The 20,294-nt window shown below is 70.2% G+C and carries 18 protein-coding genes, 1 pseudogene and 1 riboswitch; of the genes and pseudogenes, 8 read left to right on the top strand and 11 right to left on the bottom strand.

Annotation, left to right across the window (positions count from 1 at the left end; genetic code table 11):
• The 5 genes from MKL11_RS24730 to MKL11_RS24710 form a co-directional block, all read right to left on the bottom strand.
• Window positions 1–1,734: cobaltochelatase subunit CobN (locus MKL11_RS24730; RefSeq protein WP_243948120.1), on the bottom strand; the 1,734-nt coding region annotated here is incomplete at its 3' end.
• 70 nt (window positions 1,735–1,804) lie between these two features.
• Window positions 1,805–2,839, bottom strand: coding sequence for a cobalamin biosynthesis protein CobW (gene cobW, locus MKL11_RS24725; protein WP_243948117.1), 1,035 nt, complete (start codon window positions 2,837–2,839; stop codon window positions 1,805–1,807).
• Entirely contained in the window at window positions 2,836–3,234 is a 399-nt protein-coding gene (locus MKL11_RS24720) for a DUF1636 family protein (protein WP_243948115.1), read from the bottom strand. The genes cobW and MKL11_RS24720 overlap by 4 nt, the downstream gene beginning before the upstream one ends.
• The gene (locus tag MKL11_RS24715; RefSeq protein WP_243948113.1) at window positions 3,227–3,961 is read right to left on the bottom strand and encodes a CbtA family protein; all 735 of its coding nucleotides are present in this window, start codon (window positions 3,959–3,961) and stop codon (window positions 3,227–3,229) included. Before MKL11_RS24715 ends, MKL11_RS24720 begins: the two co-directional genes overlap by 8 nt.
• Window positions 3,962–3,977: 16 nt before the next feature.
• Window positions 3,978–4,160, bottom strand: coding sequence for a CbtB domain-containing protein (locus MKL11_RS24710; RefSeq protein WP_243948111.1), 183 nt, complete (start codon window positions 4,158–4,160; stop codon window positions 3,978–3,980).
• Between the two features lie 33 nt (window positions 4,161–4,193).
• Window positions 4,194–4,389, bottom strand: a riboswitch (cobalamin riboswitch).
• A gap of 238 nt (window positions 4,390–4,627) precedes the next feature.
• On the opposite strand from MKL11_RS24710, the gene MKL11_RS24705 reads away from it, so the two are divergent.
• Complete coding sequence (locus tag MKL11_RS24705; RefSeq protein ID WP_243948109.1) at window positions 4,628–5,647, top strand: DUF4424 domain-containing protein; 1,020 nt, start codon at window positions 4,628–4,630, stop codon at window positions 5,645–5,647.
• Window positions 5,648–5,776: 129 nt separating this feature from the next.
• On the top strand, window positions 5,777–7,129 hold the full coding sequence (locus MKL11_RS24700; protein ID WP_243948107.1) for a discoidin domain-containing protein: 1,353 nt from the start codon (window positions 5,777–5,779) through the stop codon (window positions 7,127–7,129).
• Window positions 7,130–7,132: 3 nt separating this feature from the next.
• On the opposite strand, the gene MKL11_RS24695 is transcribed toward MKL11_RS24700, so the two are convergent.
• From MKL11_RS24695 to secG, 4 genes are all read right to left on the bottom strand, one after another.
• Window positions 7,133–8,722 (bottom strand): S10 family peptidase, encoded by a 1,590-nt coding sequence (locus tag MKL11_RS24695; protein ID WP_243948137.1) that lies wholly within the window; start codon window positions 8,720–8,722, stop codon window positions 7,133–7,135.
• Between the two features lie 2 nt (window positions 8,723–8,724).
• Window positions 8,725–9,177, bottom strand: a complete 453-nt coding sequence (locus MKL11_RS24690; RefSeq protein ID WP_007561502.1) for a DNA polymerase III subunit chi — start codon at window positions 9,175–9,177, stop codon at window positions 8,725–8,727.
• Between the two features lie 58 nt (window positions 9,178–9,235).
• Window positions 9,236–10,864, bottom strand: a complete 1,629-nt coding sequence (locus tag MKL11_RS24685) for a CTP synthase (protein ID WP_243948105.1) — start codon at window positions 10,862–10,864, stop codon at window positions 9,236–9,238.
• 249 nt (window positions 10,865–11,113) lie between these two features.
• The gene (gene secG, locus MKL11_RS24680; RefSeq protein WP_243948103.1) at window positions 11,114–11,515 is read right to left on the bottom strand and encodes a preprotein translocase subunit SecG; all 402 of its coding nucleotides are present in this window, start codon (window positions 11,513–11,515) and stop codon (window positions 11,114–11,116) included.
• A gap of 263 nt (window positions 11,516–11,778) precedes the next feature.
• Between secG and MKL11_RS24675 the strand changes: the two genes are divergently transcribed.
• Window positions 11,779–12,249 (top strand): nuclear transport factor 2 family protein, encoded by a 471-nt coding sequence (locus MKL11_RS24675; protein ID WP_243948101.1) that lies wholly within the window; start codon window positions 11,779–11,781, stop codon window positions 12,247–12,249.
• A gap of 16 nt (window positions 12,250–12,265) precedes the next feature.
• Here the strand turns inward: MKL11_RS24675 and ppk2 are convergent.
• Together ppk2 and tpiA are read right to left on the bottom strand one after the other, a co-directional pair.
• Window positions 12,266–13,176 (bottom strand): annotated as a pseudogene (ppk2, locus tag MKL11_RS24670) (polyphosphate kinase 2).
• A 74-nt stretch (window positions 13,177–13,250) separates the two neighbouring features.
• Window positions 13,251–14,012: a triose-phosphate isomerase gene (gene tpiA, locus MKL11_RS24665; RefSeq protein WP_243948099.1), complete on the bottom strand. Its 762-nt coding sequence runs from the start codon at window positions 14,010–14,012 to the stop codon at window positions 13,251–13,253.
• 196 nt (window positions 14,013–14,208) lie between these two features.
• On the opposite strand from tpiA, the gene MKL11_RS24660 reads away from it, so the two are divergent.
• The 5 genes from MKL11_RS24660 to trpC all read left to right on the top strand — a co-directional run bounded on the left by MKL11_RS24660 (window position 14,209) and on the right by trpC (window position 20,292).
• Window positions 14,209–16,110 (top strand): peptidylprolyl isomerase, encoded by a 1,902-nt coding sequence (locus MKL11_RS24660; protein ID WP_243948097.1) that lies wholly within the window; start codon window positions 14,209–14,211, stop codon window positions 16,108–16,110.
• 5 nt (window positions 16,111–16,115) lie between these two features.
• Window positions 16,116–17,636, top strand: coding sequence for an anthranilate synthase component I (trpE, locus tag MKL11_RS24655; protein ID WP_243948095.1), 1,521 nt, complete (start codon window positions 16,116–16,118; stop codon window positions 17,634–17,636).
• Window positions 17,637–17,699: 63 nt separating this feature from the next.
• On the top strand, window positions 17,700–18,314 hold the full coding sequence (locus MKL11_RS24650; RefSeq protein WP_243948093.1) for an anthranilate synthase component II: 615 nt from the start codon (window positions 17,700–17,702) through the stop codon (window positions 18,312–18,314).
• A 35-nt stretch (window positions 18,315–18,349) separates the two neighbouring features.
• Complete coding sequence (trpD, locus tag MKL11_RS24645; protein WP_243948092.1) at window positions 18,350–19,387, top strand: anthranilate phosphoribosyltransferase; 1,038 nt, start codon at window positions 18,350–18,352, stop codon at window positions 19,385–19,387.
• Entirely contained in the window at window positions 19,384–20,292 is a 909-nt protein-coding gene (gene trpC, locus MKL11_RS24640) for an indole-3-glycerol phosphate synthase TrpC (protein WP_243948091.1), read from the top strand. The genes trpD and trpC overlap by 4 nt, the downstream gene beginning before the upstream one ends.
• The last annotated feature ends 2 nt before the right edge of the window (window positions 20,293–20,294 follow it).

Here is a 20,294-nt window from a genome sequence, read left to right as displayed (position 1 = left end):
GAGCGTGGGCGCCCGGCAACAGTTTCCGCGGTGGTGGGAGGGGCGGGGTTGTTCACCGGAGCGCCCGCGCCGGCGCGGCGGCATCCCCCCCCCCTCTTCGGGGGAGGGTGGCCCCTGGGTCAGCAGTGGTTGGGATAGGGGCAGCGGGACGCCGGCGGATGTGTCGCACGGCGAACCCTCTCCGCAAGCGGGGCTCCCCTCCCCCGACCCGCGTGAGCGGCCACCCTCCCCCGCAGAGGGGGGAGGGGGCGCAGCGGTGCGCGATCTGACGATCCGAAACCGGAAAAGATCGTCACGGCACATCGGGTCGTCGGCCGGCTCGCCCCAGGCTTCCATCAGCGCATCACGCGATGCCGCGGGCAACTCGGCGAGCCAGGCGGCATACTCCGCCAGCGGGACCGTGAATTCCGCCGCACCCTCGGTGAGCGCCCGCATCACCGCGGCCGACTCGGGCAATGCCCCGGTCGCATAACCCGCCTCGACCAAGTCCGAAGCAAGCGCCCGGGCGCTCTCGGGCGTATCGAGCCCAACCGCGAATCCGGCCCGGCCGCCGCGGGCGGGATAATCGGACAGCACCACGGCGACGCACCGCTCGGCGCGGGGGAGGGCGGCGAGACGCAGCCAGCCGTGCGCGCGCTCAGCCAGGGCCGCGATGCCCTCGACATAAGGAACAGCCCGACGCTCGGCGAAGCCGGCGACCTCCGGGGACTCCTCTTTGAACGAGATCGGGAAGCCCGAGAGCCGTCCGTCGAATTCCGGCAGGGCCACCTGCATGGCGAGGTCGGCAGCGCCGAGGCCCCGCGCCGAGGCTTCCCAGGCCGCCCGGGGGGACCCGACCGTGAAGGCCTGAAGAACCGGACAATCGGCGCCGTCGAGGACGAAGTCGATGCCGTCCTCCCGCGCCGAGAACGCGGTGGCAGCGATCACCAGATCGGGTTTCTCCGCCCGCACGGCCGCGGCGACCGCCGCGGCGGCTTCCGGCTCCCTCAGGCTCGACACCGCCATCGGCAGCACGCCGATCCCGCGGGCGCGGAGCGCTGCGGTCAGGACGACGAACGGCGCGGTATCGCCGCCGAGCACCGCGGAGCGGTAGACCAGGAGCAGGACGAGCGGCGTGGCGGTGACGCGCGGGTCCGAGAGCGGCACCGCCGTTTCAGCGGCCTTGATCGCCGTATCGAGGGTAAGCACGCCGCAGCCCGGGCACCAGGGGAAGCCCCGTGGCAGCGGCTGCGGTGGCTCGACGGCACCGCCTGCACCGATCCGGGCGGCGAGCAGCCGCAGCATCCGGCGCAGGTTCTCCGGGCCGCCGGCCCGGAAATAGCCGTCAAGCAGCACGGCGAAATCCGGGTCGGTGGAAAAACCCGCGAGCCGCGGGTCCGGCCGGTCGTCGCCCGGCAGCACCGCCAGCACGACGCCGTTCGCCCGCGCCGCGGCGGCGCTGCGCTCGATCCCGTAGCGCCAGTAATCCAGGCCGCCGAGGCAGCGGATCACCACGAGCTTTGCCCGGGACACCACGCGCTCGACATAGAGATCGACCGACATCGGGTGCCTAAGCTTCGCGAGCTTGGCGAGTCTCAGGCTCGGCAGTCCCGGTTCGGCGGCGTGGGCCTGCGCGATCCCGGCGAGGTCGCTGTCCGTGAACGACAGCACGACGAGATCGCCGGGCTCCTGCCCGAGATCCACGGCGGCCTCGCCCTCGTCAAGGGAGACGGCATCGATGCGCACCAGGTGCATGGCGGTTCCTAGGCCGCGCCGAAACGGGCGCGCGCGCAGCGTCTCAGGGAAGAAGCGCGCGCAACTGCCGTCATCCAGCGAGCGCCGCGGCGACGGCGCCCTGGTCGAACCCCTTCAAGCCGATCACCACGAGGCGCCCGTCGCGGCTCTCGCCCGTCCGCCAGGGCCTGTCGAAATGGTGGGCGACGCGCCGGCCGACACCCTGGACCACGAGGCGCATGGCCTTACCCTCGACCTCCGCAAAACCCTTGATCCGCAGGACGCCCTCGGCTTCCGCGGCCTTCTCGACCCGGGCCGCGAGATCGCCAGCGGTGACGGCCGGGCGGATCGGCAAAGCCACGGTCTCGAAATCGTCGTGGTCGTGATCCTCGCCATCGCCGTGATGCGAGGGACGCGCGTCCAGATCGTCCTCGGCGGCGGCACCGAGGCCGAGCAGCACCAGCGGGTCGATCGCGCCGTTCTCGGTCTCGACCACCTTCACGGCGCGGGGCAGGTGGGCCTCGACCTCGGCGCGCACCCGCGCCCGGGTTTCGCCGTCGAGCAGGTCGGACTTGTTGAGCACGACGAGGTCGGCGCAGAGGAGCTGGTCCTCGAACACCTCCTCCAACGGGTTGTCGTGATCGACCGCCGCATCGGCCGCGCGCTGGGCGGCCAGGGCCTCGGGATCCTCCGCGAAGGCGCCCGCGGCGACCGCCGGCCCGTCCACCACCGCCACGACCCCGTCCACGGTGACCCGCGAGCGGATCGCCGGCCACTGGAACGCCTGAACCAGGGGCTTGGGCAGGGCGAGGCCAGAGGTCTCGATCAGGATGTGCTCAGGCGGCTCGGCGCGGCCGAGCAGCGTCTCGAGCGCCGGCACGAAATCGTCGGCGACCGTGCAGCAGATGCAGCCGTTCGGCAGCTCGACGATGGACTCCTCGGTGCACCCTTCGACGCCGCAGGCGGCCAGGAACGACTTGTCGAAGCCGACATCGCCGAACTCGTTGACCAGGATCGCCAGGCGGCGGCCCTTGGCGTTCTCGATGACGTGACGGACCAGCGTCGTCTTGCCGGCCCCGAGGAAGCCGGTGACGATGGTGCAGGGGATCTTGGTCACGATGGTCATTCCGCAGCCTCCAGGGTGCCGGCCGGACGCGGGCGGGGATCGGGAAAGGGCGGGATCCGAGCGATCACGCCGGTCTTGAAGGCGGCGGGCCGCTCCCGCCACGGCACGATGCCGTCCTGGGTCGCCGCGTAGGCCGAGAGGCCGTCGAGGATGATCGCCGCGGAGTCGACCGGGTCCATGTCGCCGTAGACGTAGGTCCAGCGGTTCTCGGAGGCGACGGCAACCGAGCAGGGCCGCTTGCACACCGACAGGCACTCGACGCCCTCGATCCGAAGATCCGGGGCCGCGTTACCCGCGCGCAGGGCATCGAGCAGGCGCGCCCCGGCCCGGGGGCCGTCCGGGTCGTCGCCTGGGCGGCGGCAAGTGGTGCAGACGTAGAGGACGGTCTCAGGCATGGGCCGTCCCGCGCGCCGGACCCCGGGCGAAGACCTGCCAGGCCCAGCCGAAGCCGAGGCCGATCAGGACCCAGAAGACGAAGCTGATCGCCAGGGACCGGGCCGCGAACTGCGCCGCCAGCGCCGCCGGCAGCTCGGAGGCCGCCTCCGGCGCCTGCGGGGCGCCGGCCACGTGCGGGGCGATGATCAGCACCAGCCCGCCCAGGATGGCGATCAGCGAGCGCCGGACCGTGATCAGGTACAGGGCCATGCCGGTGGCGGCCGCCGTCATCACCCACCAGGCTTGGCGGGTGGCCAGCGGAGCCGCCTCGCTGCCCGGCAGTTCCGGCGGCAACCCGAGCCCCGGGGCGAGGGCGACGCTGGCGAAGCCGGCGATCGCGAAGGCGAGGCCGACCTGTCGGGTCGGCTCGCGGCCGCAGGCGAGGATCGCCGCACCGAGCAACAGGGCGTAGCCGACCGCGCCGACGAGCGTCGCCAGCGCCGTGAAGGCCATGCGCGGCAGGCCCTCGCCGGGCTGCCATTCGGGCGCAGTGTCCGGCGCGGCGTGATCGTGCCCGGCATGCGCCAGGACGATCGGCAAGCCGCGCGTGGCCTGATGCGTCTCGTGGGTCTCGTAACGCTCGGCCGCCACGATCAGCGGCGAGGTCAGCGTCAGCTCGAGGCCCGTCACCACGACGGCCGCGAGGAAGCCGGCGGCCAGCGCCGCCGACAGAAGCCGGATGATCATCCCTGGGGCAGGGGCGTCAGTGGCAGGGGAAGTTCTGAGTATGCCGGAAATCGTGCGCGGCGTTGTGCAGCGCGATCGCCGGCGAGAAGCCCGCCATGAACAGCAGGCCGAGCCCGAGGAACGCCGCAAGCGCGACGGCGACCGGGCGCTCTGCGGCGCGGGTGCCGGCGGCGACGGGGGCGAGGGTCGAGGTGGTCATCAATATGTCTCCAGCCGCCCCACCGGCGGCATTGCGGGATCTCATTGGGACGGCAGGTCTCCTGGCTCGCGGCTCGGCGCGCCTGCCGCCTTCCCGGATCGCTCCGGTGGCTTCCTGGCAGACGCTCGCCGCTCACAGTTGCGGGGGCAGCCGCGGAATCGGGGTTCGCACCCTTCACCGCATTCCCTTTTCACCCCGTTGCCGGGGCACCGTCACGCGATCGTTGTAGACGCATGACAGCTCTCGCACAACGGAGACGCAGCGGAATCGTTTCCGACTCTTGGGGGATGGTGCGGATATGCGGGTCGGGCAACTGCCGTGACGGTTCGAACGCTTCGCAGCAACCGATTCCGCTATTCCACACCCGCTGCGTTCGTCGTCGACGCTTGGTCGTTGCGACTGCCGCCGTGTAACGGCTTCGTCGGCCCCGGTGGGCCATGTTGCCGAATCTCAATCCTTCAAGCGTGATGTCGATGCGTCCTGTGTCGCTGGCCTTCGTTATCCTGGCGGCGGTATCCCTCCCGGTCAGGGCCGACGACAGCAGCGCGGCGCTCTCCGCGGGCGGGCTCGTTCTAGAGAAGACCGACACGATCGCGCTCGCAGCCGAGGACCTGTATCTGTCGGAAAAGTCCGTGCGGATCGATTACCGGTTCCGCAACGTGACCGACGCCGACATCGAGACCACGATTGCCTTCCCGATGCCCAACATCGCCGGCGATTCCGCGACGCTGGTCTCAATTCCCGATCCGGCGCATGACAACTTCCTGAAATTCGAGACTGCAATCGATGGTCGGCCGGTCGACTGGCAGGTCGAGCAGCGCGCTGTCCTAATGCGCAGCGACAAGCCCCCCGTCGAGATCACCGATCGGCTCAAGGCGCTCGGAATCCCGCTGGTGCCGACCGTCGAGGCGACGGAGGCCGCCCTGCGCCGGCTCGGGGAGAGGCAGCGCCGCGACCTCATCGCGGCCGGCATCCTGGAGCGGCAGGAGCACAAGGACGGGACCATCGCGGACGCCCCGCTCTGGACGCTGAAGTCGAAGTTCTGGCGCCGGCAGGTCTTCCCGGCCGGCCGGGAGATCGCGGTCCGCCAGAGCTACGTGCCGAGCCTCGGCGGTCTCTCGAGTTTGTCCTACGGCGCGCCGAACCTCGATCCGTCACAGAAGGCGCAGTACGCGATCCGGTACTGCACCGACCCGGCCTTCGAGCGCTCGGCCCAGGCCCTGTACCGGCGCGCAAGTGCCGACGGCAGCCGGGCGTTCCAGGCCTACGAGCAGTCCCTGTCCTACGTAATGACGTCCGGGAACAACGGGGCTCGGCCGATCGGCGTGTTCAAGCTGGTGGTCGACAAAGGCGATCCGGCGACCCTGGTCTCGTTTTGCGGCGGCACCGCGAAGAAGATCGGCCCGACCACCTTCGAGATCGTCGTGAAGGATTACATCCCGCAACGCGACATCGATATCCTGTTCCTGAAGACGACGAAGGGCTGACGGGCCGGTTCGGTCCCGGCGTTCCGACGCGCCGACGGGCTTGACGGGCCGGTCTCGATGCGGGCACCGCCGGGCGCGCCGTCCGGCCGCGTCCTCGGCGCGACCGGTCCAGATCGCTTCGGAGACACGATGGCCCCGGCAGACGCCTCGAACCCAGCCCTCGTCGATCTCGCCGCCGGCCGTGTCCCGCAGACCGTGGTGGACGCGGACACGGCCTGGCTGGAGATCGATCTCGGCGGCCGTTTCCCGGTCCAGTCCGTCGTGGTTGTCCCGGGCGGGAAGGAGCAATCGGCGGCAGACGGCGCGATCCTGTTCTCGCAGGACGGCGCGTCCTGGTCCGAGCCCGGCATCGCATCCCGTCAGGTCGAAGCGGGCGCCGGCACGGTCTGCATCAAAGCCGACGAGCGCGCCTGGACGCGCGCCGTGCGCGTCGCGGTATCGCCGCCCATGGCGGACGCCGTGGTCCAGATCCGGTGTGCGGAGGCCGCCTTCGACCTGATCGCTTTGCGGGCGATGCTGAACCTCGACGTGACGCTCCTCAACGAGAAGCCCGGCGCCAACCCCTTCACCTCCTACAGCCTGGAGAGCAGCCCCGGACGCACGAGCCGCGCGCTCGTGGGCGTATCGACGTTCCAGAACGGCGCGTTCGGGAATTGCCTGATCCAGTACATCATCGCGCTCTCGGTCGCGAAGGCGCTGAACCTGAAATACGTGGCGGTTCCGAAGTTCGACCGCAGCAGGGTCATCTTCCTGACCGAACGTCTCACCCGCGACGGCATCACCTTCCTGCCCCCGGACGAGCCGCTTCCGACGGACGGCTACTTCCTGTCCGGCCTGTTCTTCGATCCGACGCAGTTCCAGCGGCAGGTGAGCCTCGAGACGCCGCCGGATTCGCGGGCGATCATCCAGGGGATGATCCGCCCCCTGTTCAACGGCCTGCCGGCGACGTTCCCGGTCAAGCCCGACGACCAGCTCCTGATCCATATCCGCTCGGGCGACATTTTCAGCACCTGGGTCGATCCGCACTATCCGCAGCCGCCCTTCGCCTTCTACCGCATGGTGATCGACCGCCTGCTCGGCGAGGGCCGGATCCGCTCGGTGAAGCTGGTCTTCGAGAACCGGCTGAACCCGGTGATCGCTGAGGTCGAGGCCTATGCAAACCGTCTCGGCCTGCCGGTGGAGACGCAGAGCGAGTCCCTGATCGCCGACGTCACCGCCCTGGTGAACGGGCGCTACCTCGTGTTCGGCCTCGGCACCTTCGGCCCGGGGATCTGCCACCTGTCCGAGCGGGTCGAGCAGGTGTTCTACTTCGCATCCAATTGGCCGCAGATCTTCCGGGGCATCCCGTCCATCGACAAGGTGGTCGAGGTCCGGGACTTGGAGGAGCGCTACATCAAGGTCGGCGAATGGCAGAACACCGACGCGCAGCGCCGCATGATGATCGACTATCCGGCCGAGGCGCTGGCGTTCGACGACGCCTGAAGCTCAGGGTGCGTCCTGGAGGCGTTCGGCTGGTGCGCCGGCCGGCGGTGCGGGTCCGGCATCGCGGTCCTTCAGAGCATCCCGGTAAAGGTTTCGGACATCGCGCCTGAAGGCGGCTCGGGAATCCGAGCGCGAATAGAACATGTGCCCGCCGGGATAGACCGCGAGGCTGACGCGCCCCGCGCCGTAGGCCGGCACCTGCGCCAGCAGCAGCTTCGACGCGTAGTAGGGCGTCACGAGATCGGTGAAGCCGTGGGCGACCAGAACGCGGAGCCGGCCGTCGAGGGCCAGGACGCCCTTGAGGTTCGAGAGCACTTCCGGGGCCTGTCGGCCGGAGCCCCAGCTCCAGCCGCGGTTCACCGCGTTGCTCAGGAGCTCGTAGCGCATGTTCGGCACCGGCCATTTCAGCGTGCGCGCGTAGAGATCGAGCATCGCACTGGTCAGCGGCGCCTGGAGCGCGGTGAGCTGCGGGTCCTCGAAATTCGCCTGCGCGGCGTCCGGATTCGGGTCCCAGCCGGTGATGCCGGTGTCGTAGGCGCTGGTGACGCGGCCCTCCGTCCGGTCGATCTCCCGCTGGACGCTGCGGGTGGAGAGGCGGGCGGCCTGCGCGCGGACGATCGCCGGATCGAGGCCGGTGAGCGGCGCGACCTTCTCGGTCATCCGCGCAACGGCGGCGGTATCGCCTGGGCCCTTGAGCAGGTCCGCCAGATAGGGGCCCGCCGCATAGGCCTCGGCCTCGCCGAGCAGCGCCGGGGTCGGGATGGTCCCGGCCCGTTCCAGGGCGCCGGCTGCCAGGGAGGGCAGCTTCAGCACGTAGCCCCAGGGATTGGCCCGCGGCGTCTCCAGCCAGCCGAAATCGAGCACCGGCGAGAGCAGCACCATCCCGGACAGGCCGATCCCGATTCCCTCCTGCAGCTTCTCGGTGATCAACGGCCCGCGGAAGCCGCCATAGCTCTCGCCGACATAGAATTTCGGGCTCGCCATCCGGTCGTTGACCCGCAGGTAGCGGGCGATGACGGCCGCCAATGTCGATGCGTCGCTGTCGATGCTCCAGTAGGTCTTGCCGTTGCCGTCGCTGGCCCGGCTGTAGCCGGTGCCGACGGGATCGATGAACACGAGGTCGGTGAAATCGAGCCAGGTGCCGTCGTTGGGCGTCAGCGCCACAGATTGCGACGGACTGATGCTGGTGCCGCCAGTGGGCAGACGCCAGGGACCGATCGCCCCGATATTCAAGTAGGCCGAGGACGCGCCGGGGCCGCCATTGACCGCGAAGGTGACGGGCCGCTCGCGGCCGGCCTCCGGCGCCATCGTGTAGGCGACATAGGCGATCTCGGCCTGGAGCTTCCCGGCCTCGTCGACCAGCGGCAGGCTGCCGGCCGTGGCGGTGAAATCCAGCGTCCGTCCGTCCGGAAGCTTGATGCTCTGTCGCGTGGTCGAATCCGGCGGCAGGCGCCGCCCCTCCGGGCCGCGCGGTGCCGGCTTGGACTCCGCTGGCGGGCCAGGATGGTGGGCGTCCTGCGCCCGCAGCGGCAGCGGCGCCGCCGCCAGGGTGAGGGCGAGCGCGGCCTGCGCGAGACGCTTGCTGAGGGGCACGGTCAAGCCTTCTTGTTCCAGCGGCCCGAATCGTCCTGCTGCCAGTAGGCGACGGCATGGCCCGCCTCCTTGGCCTGGCGCCACTGCTCGCGGGCGCGCAGCAGGGCGTCCTGGTCGGTCCCGTCGAACAGGATGCAGATCCGTTCGTAGCTCTCCGCATCCGGCGGCAGGTCGGCGCCCTCCACCAGGAACCGGATCGAGGCAGTGTTGGGGTTCACGTCGCGGAGCGTCAGCACCACCGGCTGGCCGGCCGCATCGGGATCGCGGTCGGTGCCGTGCGGCAGGAAGCTCTCGTCGGAATAGGTCCAGAGGTGGTCGTCGAGGGCCTGCAGGCGCTCCTCGGTGGCCGCCTGGATCGCGGCCTGCCAGCCCCGGCCGAGCGACCGCTCGACGAGGTTCGGCAGCACCTTCTCCAGGGGCTGGCGCTGCATGTGGTAGAACAGAATCTCGGTCACGATCCGACCGATATAGGGTTCAGGCCCACGGCGCGAGCAGCGGCGCGGAGCCGCGGACCTAAACGAGCCGGCTCTGCTCGATCGCCGCGCCGACGAACCCCTTGAACAGCGGGTGCGGCTCGAACGGGCGCGACTTCAGCTCCGGGTGGAACTGCACGCCGATGAACCACGGGTGCCCGACATGCTCCACGGTCTCGGGCAGGAGCCCGTCCGGCGAGAGCCCGGAGAAGCGCAGGCCTTTGGCCTCCAGCCGCTCGCGATAGGCCATGTTGACCTCGTAGCGGTGGCGATGCCGCTCGGAGATCCGATCCGAGCCGTAGATCTGGGCGATCTTCGAATCGGGGTCGAGCTGGGCGTCGTAGGCGCCGAGCCGCATCGTGCCGCCGAGATCGCCCACCGCGGCGCGGCGCTCAAGCTCGTTGCCGCGCAGCCATTCGGTCAGCAGGCCGACCACCGGCTCGGAGGTCTCGCCGAACTCGGTGGAATTGGCATCCGGGACGCCGGCCAGCGAGCGGGCGGCCTCGATCACCGCCATCTGCATGCCGAAGCAGATGCCGAGATACGGGATGCGCTTCTCGCGGGCGTAGCGGGCCGCGCGGATCTTGCCCTCGGCTCCGCGCTGGCCGAAGCCGCCCGGCACCAGGATGCCGTTCAGGCCTTCGAGGAACGGCGCGGGGTCCTCGCGCTCGAAAACCTCGGCCTCGATCCATTCGAGGTTGACCTTGACCCGGTGGCTGATGCCGCCGTGGATGAGCGCCTCGGTCAGCGACTTGTAGGCGTCCTTCAGCCCCGTGTACTTGCCCACGATGGCGATGGAGACCTCGCCCTCGGGGTTGCGCACCCGGTCGGAGATCGTGGTCCAGCGGCCGAGATCCGGCTCCTCGCCGTGCTCGAGGCCGAAATGGCCGAGCACCTCCCGGTCGAGCCCGGCCTTCCGGTAGGAGAGCGGCACCTCGTAGATCGAGGCCACGTCGAGGGCCTCGATCACCGCGGTCTCGCGGACGTTGCAGAACAGGGCGAGCTTGCGCCGCTCCTCGACCGGGATCGAGCGGTCGCAGCGGCAGAGCAGGATGTCGGGCTGGATGCCGATCGAGCGCAGCTCCTTCACGGAGTGCTGGGTCGGCTTGGTCTTCAATTCGCCGGCGGACGGGATGTAGGGCAGGAGCGTCAGGTGGACGTAGGCGCAGGTGCCACGGGGCAGTTCCTGGCCGAGCTGGCGAATCGCCTCGAAGAACGGCAGCCCCTCGATGTCGCCGACCGTGCCGCCGATCTCGACGAGGACGAAATCGAACGTGTCGTTGCCGTCGAGGACGAAGTCCTTGATCGCGTTGGTGACGTGCGGGATCACCTGGATCGTGGCGCCGAGATAGTCGCCCCGCCGCTCCTTGGCGATGATGTCCTGGTAGATCCGGCCCGTGGTGATGTTGTCGGCCCGGCTCGCCGGCACGCCGGTGAAGCGCTCGTAATGGCCAAGATCCAGGTCAGTCTCGGCGCCATCGTCGGTGACGAACACCTCGCCGTGCTGGGTCGGGCTCATCGTGCCCGGGTCGACGTTCAGGTAGGGGTCGAGCTTGCGCATCCGGACCCGGTAGCCCCGGGCCTGGAGCACGGCGGCGAGCGCCGCGGAGGCGAGTCCCTTACCGAGAGAGGAAACCACGCCGCCGGTGATGAAAACGTACCGCGTCATGGGCCTCGGTCCATAAAGAAGGCGCAGGCATTTGCCAAACGGCAAGCCTGCCGGCGATGAAATGTCTGGGGATCGGGCGGGCGCGGGGAACGGCCTGCCGGGTCGGTCCGAAGCCGAGCGAACGCGCCGGCTCCTTGCTCACCCACCGCCCGTCCTCTAGCGGCCCCCAGGTCCACATGTCACGCGCATCCGGCGCAGACCCGGAATGCCCGGATCAGCTCTGCGCGCCCGTCGTCGATCCGCAGAACGTCAGCGCGATTGCGGCGCCTCGGGTACCGCCGGCTGGGCCAGAGCGGTGGCTGGCGCCCGGTCTTGCTGCTGGCGCAGGGTGTCGAGCAGGTTGTCCGCACCGGTGGGCTGCTTGGCCGGCTGGCCCGCGGGGGTCGACGCGCCGGTATCGAGGATCGACTTCGGCGCGGCCGTGCGGTGCGACAGCACGGCGAGCAGCATGCTGGTGGCGAAGAACAGGGCGGCCAGGATCGCGGTGGCGCGGGTGAGCGCGTTGGCCTGGCCGCGGCCGGTCATGAAGCCGGCGACGCCACCGCCGCCGCCGCCGCCGAGCCCGAGGCCGCCCTCGGAGCGCTGCAGCAGCACGACGCCGATCAGCGCGAGCACGATGATGAGGTGGACGACGATCAGGACGGTCTGCATCGGGGTTCCGGAATTTCGTTCGGCTTCGCGCGCCGGTCCTGATAGGCCGGTCCGGCGGCGGGCGCGCGGCGACCGGTGCCAAGCATTCAACTTGGTGCGCCGGTCGCAAATCTGCGCCGGCCTTACACCACTCGCAGGCTGCCGCCAACTTGACGATCGGCCACCCCCTGTTCCCCGCAGCCCTCGCGCCCGGGCGCTTGCCGTGCTTTGTCGGGCGGGAAGGGCGGCTCACCGAACGCGCCGCCCCGTCCGGGAGGCCCGCCATGACCATCTCACGCCGTTCGGCGCTCGCCGCCGCGTTCGCCATCGCCGCCGCCGCGCCGATCCTGATGTCCGTGAGGCCAGCACGCGCCGCCGCCCCGGGCGACTCCGATCAGGGCACCGCGGTCGAGGCGGCGGTCGATAACCTGACCAAGGCCCTGCTCGCGGCGGACGGCGCCGCCCTCGACGCCCTGACTCTCGACGGTCTGAGCTACGGCCATTCCAGTGGCGTGGTGCAGGACAAGGTAGCCTTCATCGAGGCCCTGACCAGCGGCGCTTCACGCTTCCCGAGCATCACCCTGTCGGACCGCTCGGCCTCGGTGATCGGCGACGACGCGATCGTCCGGCACGTCTTCACCGGCGAGACCGTCGCGGGCGGCAAGACCTCCCCGGTGCATATCGGGGTGCTGCAGGTGTGGCGCCGGGATGGCGGCCGCTGGCGGCTGATGGCGCGCCAGGCGTTCAAGCTCTGACGCGCCGTGAATTGGGTCAGTAGCGCGACGGGACGAGCATCTCCGGCGGGGTCGGCGTGCGGATGTAATCCGCGTGGCGCACCCGCTCGGGCAGATGAACCGGCGGATGCTCGACGTCCTGGTAGGGAATCTGTTCGAGCAGGTGACTGATGCAGTTGAGGCGGGCGCGCTTCTTGTCCACGGCCTCGATCACCCACCAGGGTGCCTCGGGGATGTGGGTGCGCGCCAGCATGTCTTCCTTGGCGCGGGTGTAATCCTCCCAGCGCCGGCGGGACTCGACATCCATCGGCGAGAGCTTCCACTGCTTCAGCGGGTCGGCGATGCGCATGTGGAAGCGGAGGGCCTGCTCCTCGTCGGTGATCGAGAACCAGTATTTCAGCAGCACGATCCCTGAGCGCACCAGCATGCGCTCGAACTCGGGCACGGAGCGGAAGAACTCCTCGACGTCGGCTTCGGAGCAGAAGCCCATGACCCGCTCGACGCCGGCCCGGTTGTACCAGGAGCGGTCGAACAGCACGATCTCGCCGCCGGCCGGCAGGTGGGTGACGTAGCGCTGGAAGTACCATTGCGTGCGCTCGCGCTCGCTCGGCGCGGGCAAGGCGGCGACGCGGCAGACGCGGGGGTTCAGGCGCTGGGTGATCCGCTTGATCACGCCGCCTTTCCGGCCGAATCGCGCCCCTCGAACAGGACGACCACTCGCAGCTTGCTGTGCTGCACCCAGTCCTGGAGCCGCACCAGTTCGTGCTGGAGGCGCAGGAGTTCGCGGAAATAGCGTCTGCGATCGAGGCCGGATCCGGTGCCGCCTTCGAGGCTGTCGAGCCGGTCGTCCTCGAAGCCCAGTTCCATCTCCTCGTCGTAGCTGTCGAGGATCTCGCGGCGGATCATCTCCACCATCGTGGGGTCTGCGGAGGCGTGGTCGATCGTCATGTCAGGCTTCTTGGTCGGATATCGTTCCGACCTTAAAAGCAGGATCGTGTGACAGCTCCGAGAAGCCCGGCGCGTTATGCGTAAGCGGCGCAGATCCCCAAAAAGTCCTCGGCCACGAGGCTGGCGCCGCCGACCAGGGCGCCGTCGACATTCTCCACCGCCATCAGCTCCCGGGCATTGCTGGGCTTCACCGAGCCGCCGTAGAGGATGCGGATCCGGTGGGCCTCGTCGCCGACGAGCTTGTCGAGCATCTCCCGCAGCGAGGCGTGGACCTCGGCGATGTCCCGGGGCGTCGGGGTGCGGCCGGTGCCGATCGCCCAGACCGGCTCGTAGGCGATCACCGTGTCGGCCGCCTTGGCGCCCTTGGGCAAGCCGATGGCGAGCTGGGCGCGGACGATGTCGAGGGCGCGGCCCTGCTCGCGCTCCTCGATGGTCTCGCCGACGCAGATGATCCCGCATAGGCCGGCGCGGCGGGCGCCCAGCGCCTTGGCGTGGACGCCGTCATCGGTCTCGTGGTGGTAGGCCCGGCGCTCGGAATGGCCGACGATCACGTATTTGGCGCCGAGATCGGCGAGCATCTCGGCCGAAATCGACCCGGTGAAGGCGCCGCTCGGGCGGGCATGCAGGTTCTGGCCGCCGATGGCGATCGGCGAGCCGGCAGTAGCCGCCACACAGGAGCCGATCAGGGTCGCGGGCGGGCAGATCAGCACGTCGACGCGGGCGGCGAGCTCCGGCGTGAGACCGTCGCGGATCGCCTCGACCACGTGGATCGACGCCCGCGTTCCGTTCATCTTCCAGTTGCCGGCGACCAGCGGCTTCCGCCCCGTCTGCGTCATCCCTATTCCTCGCCTCGACCCCGCGCCGCCTCGGTTTTCCGGGGTCGGCGCGGCCTACCAGAGCGAGCTTGGGCGCGCAAACCGTCCGAAAGGCTGAGCCTTTGCCTGCGGGCGCGAATGGTCTATCGCGGTCGCCTTTCAGGGATGGCATCGGCCCGGCAACGGGTCGGGTGTCGAAGGTATCCGATCACAGATCATGCTTCAGGGCATCCGCAACGCCAGCCAGCACTGGCTCGGCAAGATCGTCTTGACGATCATCTTCGCGCTGCTGATCGCGGGCGTGGGCATCTTCGGCGTGGAGGAGTTCTTCCGCGGCGGCTCCAGCAACAACGTCGCCACGGTGGGCAGCACGCCGATCACCGGCGAGCAGGTGCGCCAAGCCTATCAGAACCAGCTGCAGCGCTATCAGGCGCAGCTGAAGCGCGCGCTCACCCCCGACCAGGCGCGGATGCTCGGCCTCGACCGGCAGGTGATGTCGCAGTTGATCACCGAGGCGGCGCTCGACCAGAAGACGCATGATCTCGGCCTCGGCGTACCGGACGCCTCGGTGATCCGGGCGATCCACGACGAGAAGAGCTTCCAGAACGCGCAAGGCCAGTTCGAGCCGGCGCTGTTCTATCAGACCCTTCAGCGGGCCGGCCTGAACGAGGGCCTGTTCGTGCGCGAGCAGCGGGCCGTGATCGCCCGGCTGCAACTGGCCGAGGCGGTCTCGTCCGACCTGCACGTGCCCGCGGCGATGCGCGAGGCGGTCCACCGCTACGCCACCGAGCGCCGCTCGGCCGCCTACCTGATGCTGACGCCGTCCGTGGCCGGGGAGATCCCGGCCCCAACCGAAGACGAGCTGAAGACCTGGTACGAGGCCAACAAGTCGGGCTTTAGGGCCCCGGAGTTCCGCGCCGCCACCCTGCTGGTGGTCGATCCCGAGGCGATGGCCAAGCCCGAGGCGATCAGCGAGGCCGACGCCAAGGCCGCCTACGAGCTGAACAAGGGCCGCTACGGCAGCCCGGAGAAGCGTACGATCCAGCAGGTCGTGTTCCCGGACGCGGCCTCCGCGGAAGCTGCCCGCAAGGCGATCGAGGATGGCTCGAAGACGTTCGAAGCGGTCGCCGAGGCGCGCAGCACCGGCGGCACCGACCTGACGCTCGGCACGCTGACCAAGGCCGAATTGTTCGACACGGTCGTGGCCGATGCCGCCTTCGCGCTGCCCGAGGGCGGCGTGAGCCAGCCGGTCCAGGGCCGGTTCGGCACGGTGCTGCTGCGCGTGACCAAGATCGAGCCGGGCACGGTCAAGCCGTTCGAGGCGGTCGAGGGCGAGATCCGCAAGAGCCTCGCGCTCACCCGCGCCCGCGACGCCATGGAGACCACCCGCGACGCCATCGAGGACCAGCGCGCCGGCGCCAAGCCGCTGGCCGACATCGCGGCCGAGCGCGGGCTCAAGCTCGTGACCGTCAAGGCGGTCGATCCCCAGGGCAAGGCCCCCGACGGGCAGCGCGTCGCCGACATCCCGGACCCGGACACTACCCTGCCGGCCCTGTTCCGCGCCGAGATCGGCGGCGACAACGAGCCGCTGCGCACGAAGTCCGGCGGCTATGTCTGGTACGACGTGACCGGCATCGATGCCGCGCACGACAAGCCCCTGGACGAGGTCCGGGACGGCGTGAAGGCCGGCTGGACCGCCACCGAGATCGCCAAGCGGCTCCAGGCCAAGGGCCGGGAGCTGGTGGACAAGCTCAATGGCGGCGCGACCATCGAGGCGGTCGCCCAGGAGGCCGGCGTCAACACCCAGGAGGCGCAGGATCTGTCGCGCAACCAGGCGAAGGACATGCTCACCGCCGACGACGTGAACCTGATCTTCGCGACCCCGGTCGGCAAGGCCGGCACCGCCGCTGCGGGCGATTCCCGGGCGGTGTTCAAGGTCACGAGCGCGACGATGCCGGCCTTCGTGGTCGACACCCAGGCCGACAAGACCATCACCAAGAACTTCCAGGCCGCGCTGGCCGACGACGTGCTGTCCCAGTACATCTCGGAGGTCCAGAAGAACGCCGGCGTGAAGATCGACCAGACGGCCCTGCGCCGGGCCATCGGCGGAGAGTATTGAGGGCCATGGCCGAGGCGCCCGACTACGCGGCCTTCGCCGGACGCTACGAGGCCGGGCAGCCGAGCCTCGTCGAACTGAGCCTGGTGGCCGATCTGGAGACGCCGGTCGCGGCGTTCCTCAAGCTGCGCGCCCGCCATGCCGGGCCGGCCTTCCTGCTCGAATCGGTGGAGGGCGGCGCGGTGCGCGGCCGCTACTCGATGATCGGGCTCGACCCGGACCTGATCTGGCGCTGCCGCGACGGCGCCCCCGCCATCGCCCGCGGCGCCGATCTCGACGCGTTCGAACCGGACGATCGGGCGCCGCTCGCCAGCCTCCGGGCGCTGATCGCGGAGAGCGCGATCGGCGAATCCGACGGCCAGGACCTGCCCCCGATGGCCGCCGGCCTGTTCGGCTATCTCGGCTACGACATGGTCCGTGCCATGGAGCGGCTGCCCGAGCCGAACCCGGATCCCCTGGGCGTGCCCGACGCGATCCTGATGCGTCCGCGCGTCATGGTGGTGTTCGATTCGATCCGCGACCAGATCACCGTCATCTCACCCGTGCGCCCGGCGCCCGGCGTGACGGCCCGCGCCGCCTACGAGGCCGCGCTTCTGCGTATGGACCGGGTGGCGGCAGCCCTCGAGGGACCGCTTCCGGTGGACGCCCGGGTCGACCTCTCGACGGTGGCGCATCCCGAGCCGGTCTCGAACACGACGCCGGAGGCCTTCGCCGCCATGGTGGCCCGGGCCAAGGAGTACATCGTCGCCGGTGACGTGTTCCAGGTGGTGCTGTCTCAGCGCTTCTCGGCGCCGTTCACGCTGCCCGCCTACAGCCTGTACCGGTCGCTGCGGCGCACGAACCCGGCGCCGTTCCTCTGCTACCTCGATTTCGAGACCTTCCAGATCGTCTGCTCGTCCCCCGAGATCCTGGTGCGGGTGCGTGAGGGCACGGTCACGGTCCGGCCGATCGCGGGAACGCGCCGCCGGGGCGCGACCCCGGCCGAGGACGTCGCGCTCGCCGCCGAGTTGCTGGCCGACCCCAAGGAATGCGCCGAGCACCTCATGCTGCTCGATCTCGGCCGCAATGATGCCGGCCGGGTCTCCAAGATCGGCACCGTCCGGGTGACGGATTCGTTCTTCATCGAGCGCTACAGCCAGGTGATGCACATCGTCTCGAACGTCGAGGGCGACCTCGACCCGCGCCACGATCCCCTGGACGCCCTGGCGGCGGGCTTCCCGGCCGGCACGGTCTCGGGCGCCCCGAAGGTGCGGGCCATGGAGATCATCGACGAGCTGGAGCACGAGAAGCGCGGGCCCTATGCCGGCTGCATCGGCTATTTCGGTGCCCGCGGCGAGATGGATACCTGCATCGTCCTGCGCACCGCCCTGGTGAAGGACGGGCGGATGCACGTCCAGGCCGGCGCCGGCATCGTCTACGATTCCGATCCGGCCTCCGAGCAGCAGGAATGCGTCAACAAGGCCAAGGCGCTGTTCCGGGCCGCCGAGGAGGCGGTGCGGTTTGCCGCGCAGGCCAAGCGCGGGCAGTAGGGCATGGTTGACCCCGCGGGTGAGAGGCCTCACATCGCGACAATGCCCGAGCCTGCCGCCGCGATGCCCAACGTCCTCGTCATCGACAATTACGATTCCTTCACCTGGAATCTGGTTCACCTGATCGGCCCGCTCTGCGGCGCCGTCGAGGTTGCCCGCAACGATGCGCTGACGGTGGCAGACATCCGCGCCAAGGCGCCGGACGCGATCGTCCTCTCGCCCGGGCCCTGCACGCCGAACGAGGCCGGCATCTGCCTCGACGTGGTCCGCGAACTCTCCGAAGAGATCCCGATCTTCGGCGTCTGCCTCGGTCTCCAGGCGATCGGCCAAGCCTTCGGCGGCGACGTCATCCGGGCGCCGCTGCCGCTGCACGGCAAGGTCTCGACCATCCGGCACAGGGCCAGCGGCCTGTTCCGCGGCCTTAACCACAGCTTCGAGGCGACGCGCTACCACTCGCTGATCATCGACCGCGCCAGCTGCCCGGAGACCTTGCGGATCACCGCGGAAGCCGACGGCCTGATCATGGGCGTGGAGCACGCCGATCGGCCGCTGCACGGGGTCCAGTTCCATCCCGAGAGCATCCGGTCGCAGCACGGCACCGAGATCGTGAAGAATTTTCTGGATCTCGCCGCCGCCTGGAACGCGGCGCGTGACAGGACCCCTGCCGACGTGCATTGACGCCGGACGGCCGGGGCGGCCTTCCGACAGAGCGCATGGACAGTTTCAGACCCCATCTCGCCAAGGTCGCCGGGGGCTTGGCCCTCGATCGCGCCGAGGCGCGCGCGGCCTTCGACGACCTGCTGTCCGGCGAGGTCACGCCGGTCCAGGCGGGCGCTTTCCTGGCCGCCCTTAAAGTGCGCGGCGAGACCGTCGAGGAAATCGTCGGCGCGGCCGAGGCGATGCGCGCGCGCATGACCCGGATCGCAGCGCCCGACAACGCCGTCGACGTGGTCGGCACCGGGGGCGATCATTCCGGCAGCGTAAACGTCTCGACGCTCGCGGCCATACTGGTCGCCGCCTGCGGCGTGCCGGTGGCCAAGCACGGCAACCGCGCCGCGACGTCGCGCTCCGGCGCCGCCGACGTGCTGGCGGCGCTCGGCGTGAAGCTCGGGCTCGATGCCGAGGGCCAGGCCAGGTGCCTCGCCGAGGCCAATTTGTGCTTCCTGTTCGCGCAGGCCCATCACGGCGCCATGCGCCACGTGGCGGCGGTGCGCTCCGAGCTGCCGGTGCGGACCATCTTCAATCTGCTGGGCCCCCTGTGCAATCCGGCCGGCGTCGCCTACCAGCTGTTCGGCGTCGCCCAGGAGGCCCTGGCCGAGCCGCTGACCCGGGTGCTGGCCGAGCTCGGCAGCCGCCGCGTCTGGACGGTCCACGGCTCGGACGGCCTCGACGAGATCACCGTCACCGGGCCGACCCGTGTGGTCGCCCTCGAGGACGGCCGCCTGACCCGCTTCACCATCGAGCCGCAGGAATTGGGCCTGCCCCTACGGGCACCGGAAGACCTGCGCGGCGGCGATCCCGCCGACAATGCCCGGGCGCTCGAAGCCGTGCTCGCCGGGGCGCGCAACGCCTACCGGGACATCGCCGTTCTCAATGCGGGCGCGGCCCTCGTCGTCGCGGGGGCGGTTCCGACCCTGGCGGACGGGCTCGCACGGACGCAGGATGCCGTCGATTCCGGGGCGGCGCGAAAGACCCTCGCCCGCCTGGTCCGGGCCTCGAACGAACGCTCGAACGGGCAGGAGTGCCGATGAGCACGCTCACGCAGGATCCGGCGCCCCAGGTGGACGCGCCCGAGCGGCCCAACGTGCTGGCCCGGATCGAGGCCTACAAGCGCCGTGAGATCGCCGAGGCGAAGCTGCGCGTGCCGCTGGCGAAGCTCGAGCGCCGCGCCGCACAGGCCGAGCCGGTGCGCGGCTTCGCGGCCGCGATCCGGACCCATCTCGCCGCCGGGCGTCCGGCCCTGATCGCGGAGGTGAAGAAAGCTTCGCCCTCGAAGGGGCTGATCCGGGAGGATTTTGCGCCCGCGATGCTGGCAGCCGCCTACGAGGCGGGCGGGGCGACCTGCCTGTCGGTGCTCACCGACGAGCCCTCGTTCCAGGGGCGCCCGGAATACCTCACCGAGGCACGGGCGGCCTGCGGGCTGCCGGTGCTGCGCAAGGACTTTCTGTTCGAGCCCTACCAGGTCTACGAGGCGCGGGCCTGGGGCGCCGATTGCATCCTCGTCATCATGGCTTGCCTCGACGACGACGAGGCCGAGGCTCTGGTCGCCACCGCGCACGAGCTGGGCATGGACGTGCTGGTCGAGGTCCACGACGAGGCCGAGCTGGCGCGGGCCCTGCCGCTCGGCACCGCCCTGATCGGGATCAACAACCGCAACCTGAAGACCTTCGAGGTCTCGTTCGACACCGCGATCCGTCTCGGCCCCGGCATCCCGAAGGATCGGATCGCCGTGGCCGAGAGCGGCATCGGCGGACATGCCGATGTCGAGCGGCTTCGGCAGCACGGCCTCGGCGTGGTGCTGGTCGGCGAGAGCCTGATGCGCCAGGCGGACGTGACCGAGGCGACGCGGGCGCTGCTGTTCGGCGAAGCCGACACATCGGACCCGGACGCCAAGGCCGGCAAGGCCAAGAAGCAAGACGACAAGAAGAAGGGCTGAGC

The sequence above is a fragment of the Methylobacterium sp. J-077 genome (assembly GCF_022829365.1).
Taxonomy (GTDB): domain Bacteria; phylum Pseudomonadota; class Alphaproteobacteria; order Rhizobiales; family Beijerinckiaceae; genus Methylobacterium.
This window is presented reverse-complemented; position numbering and strand designations above follow the sequence as displayed.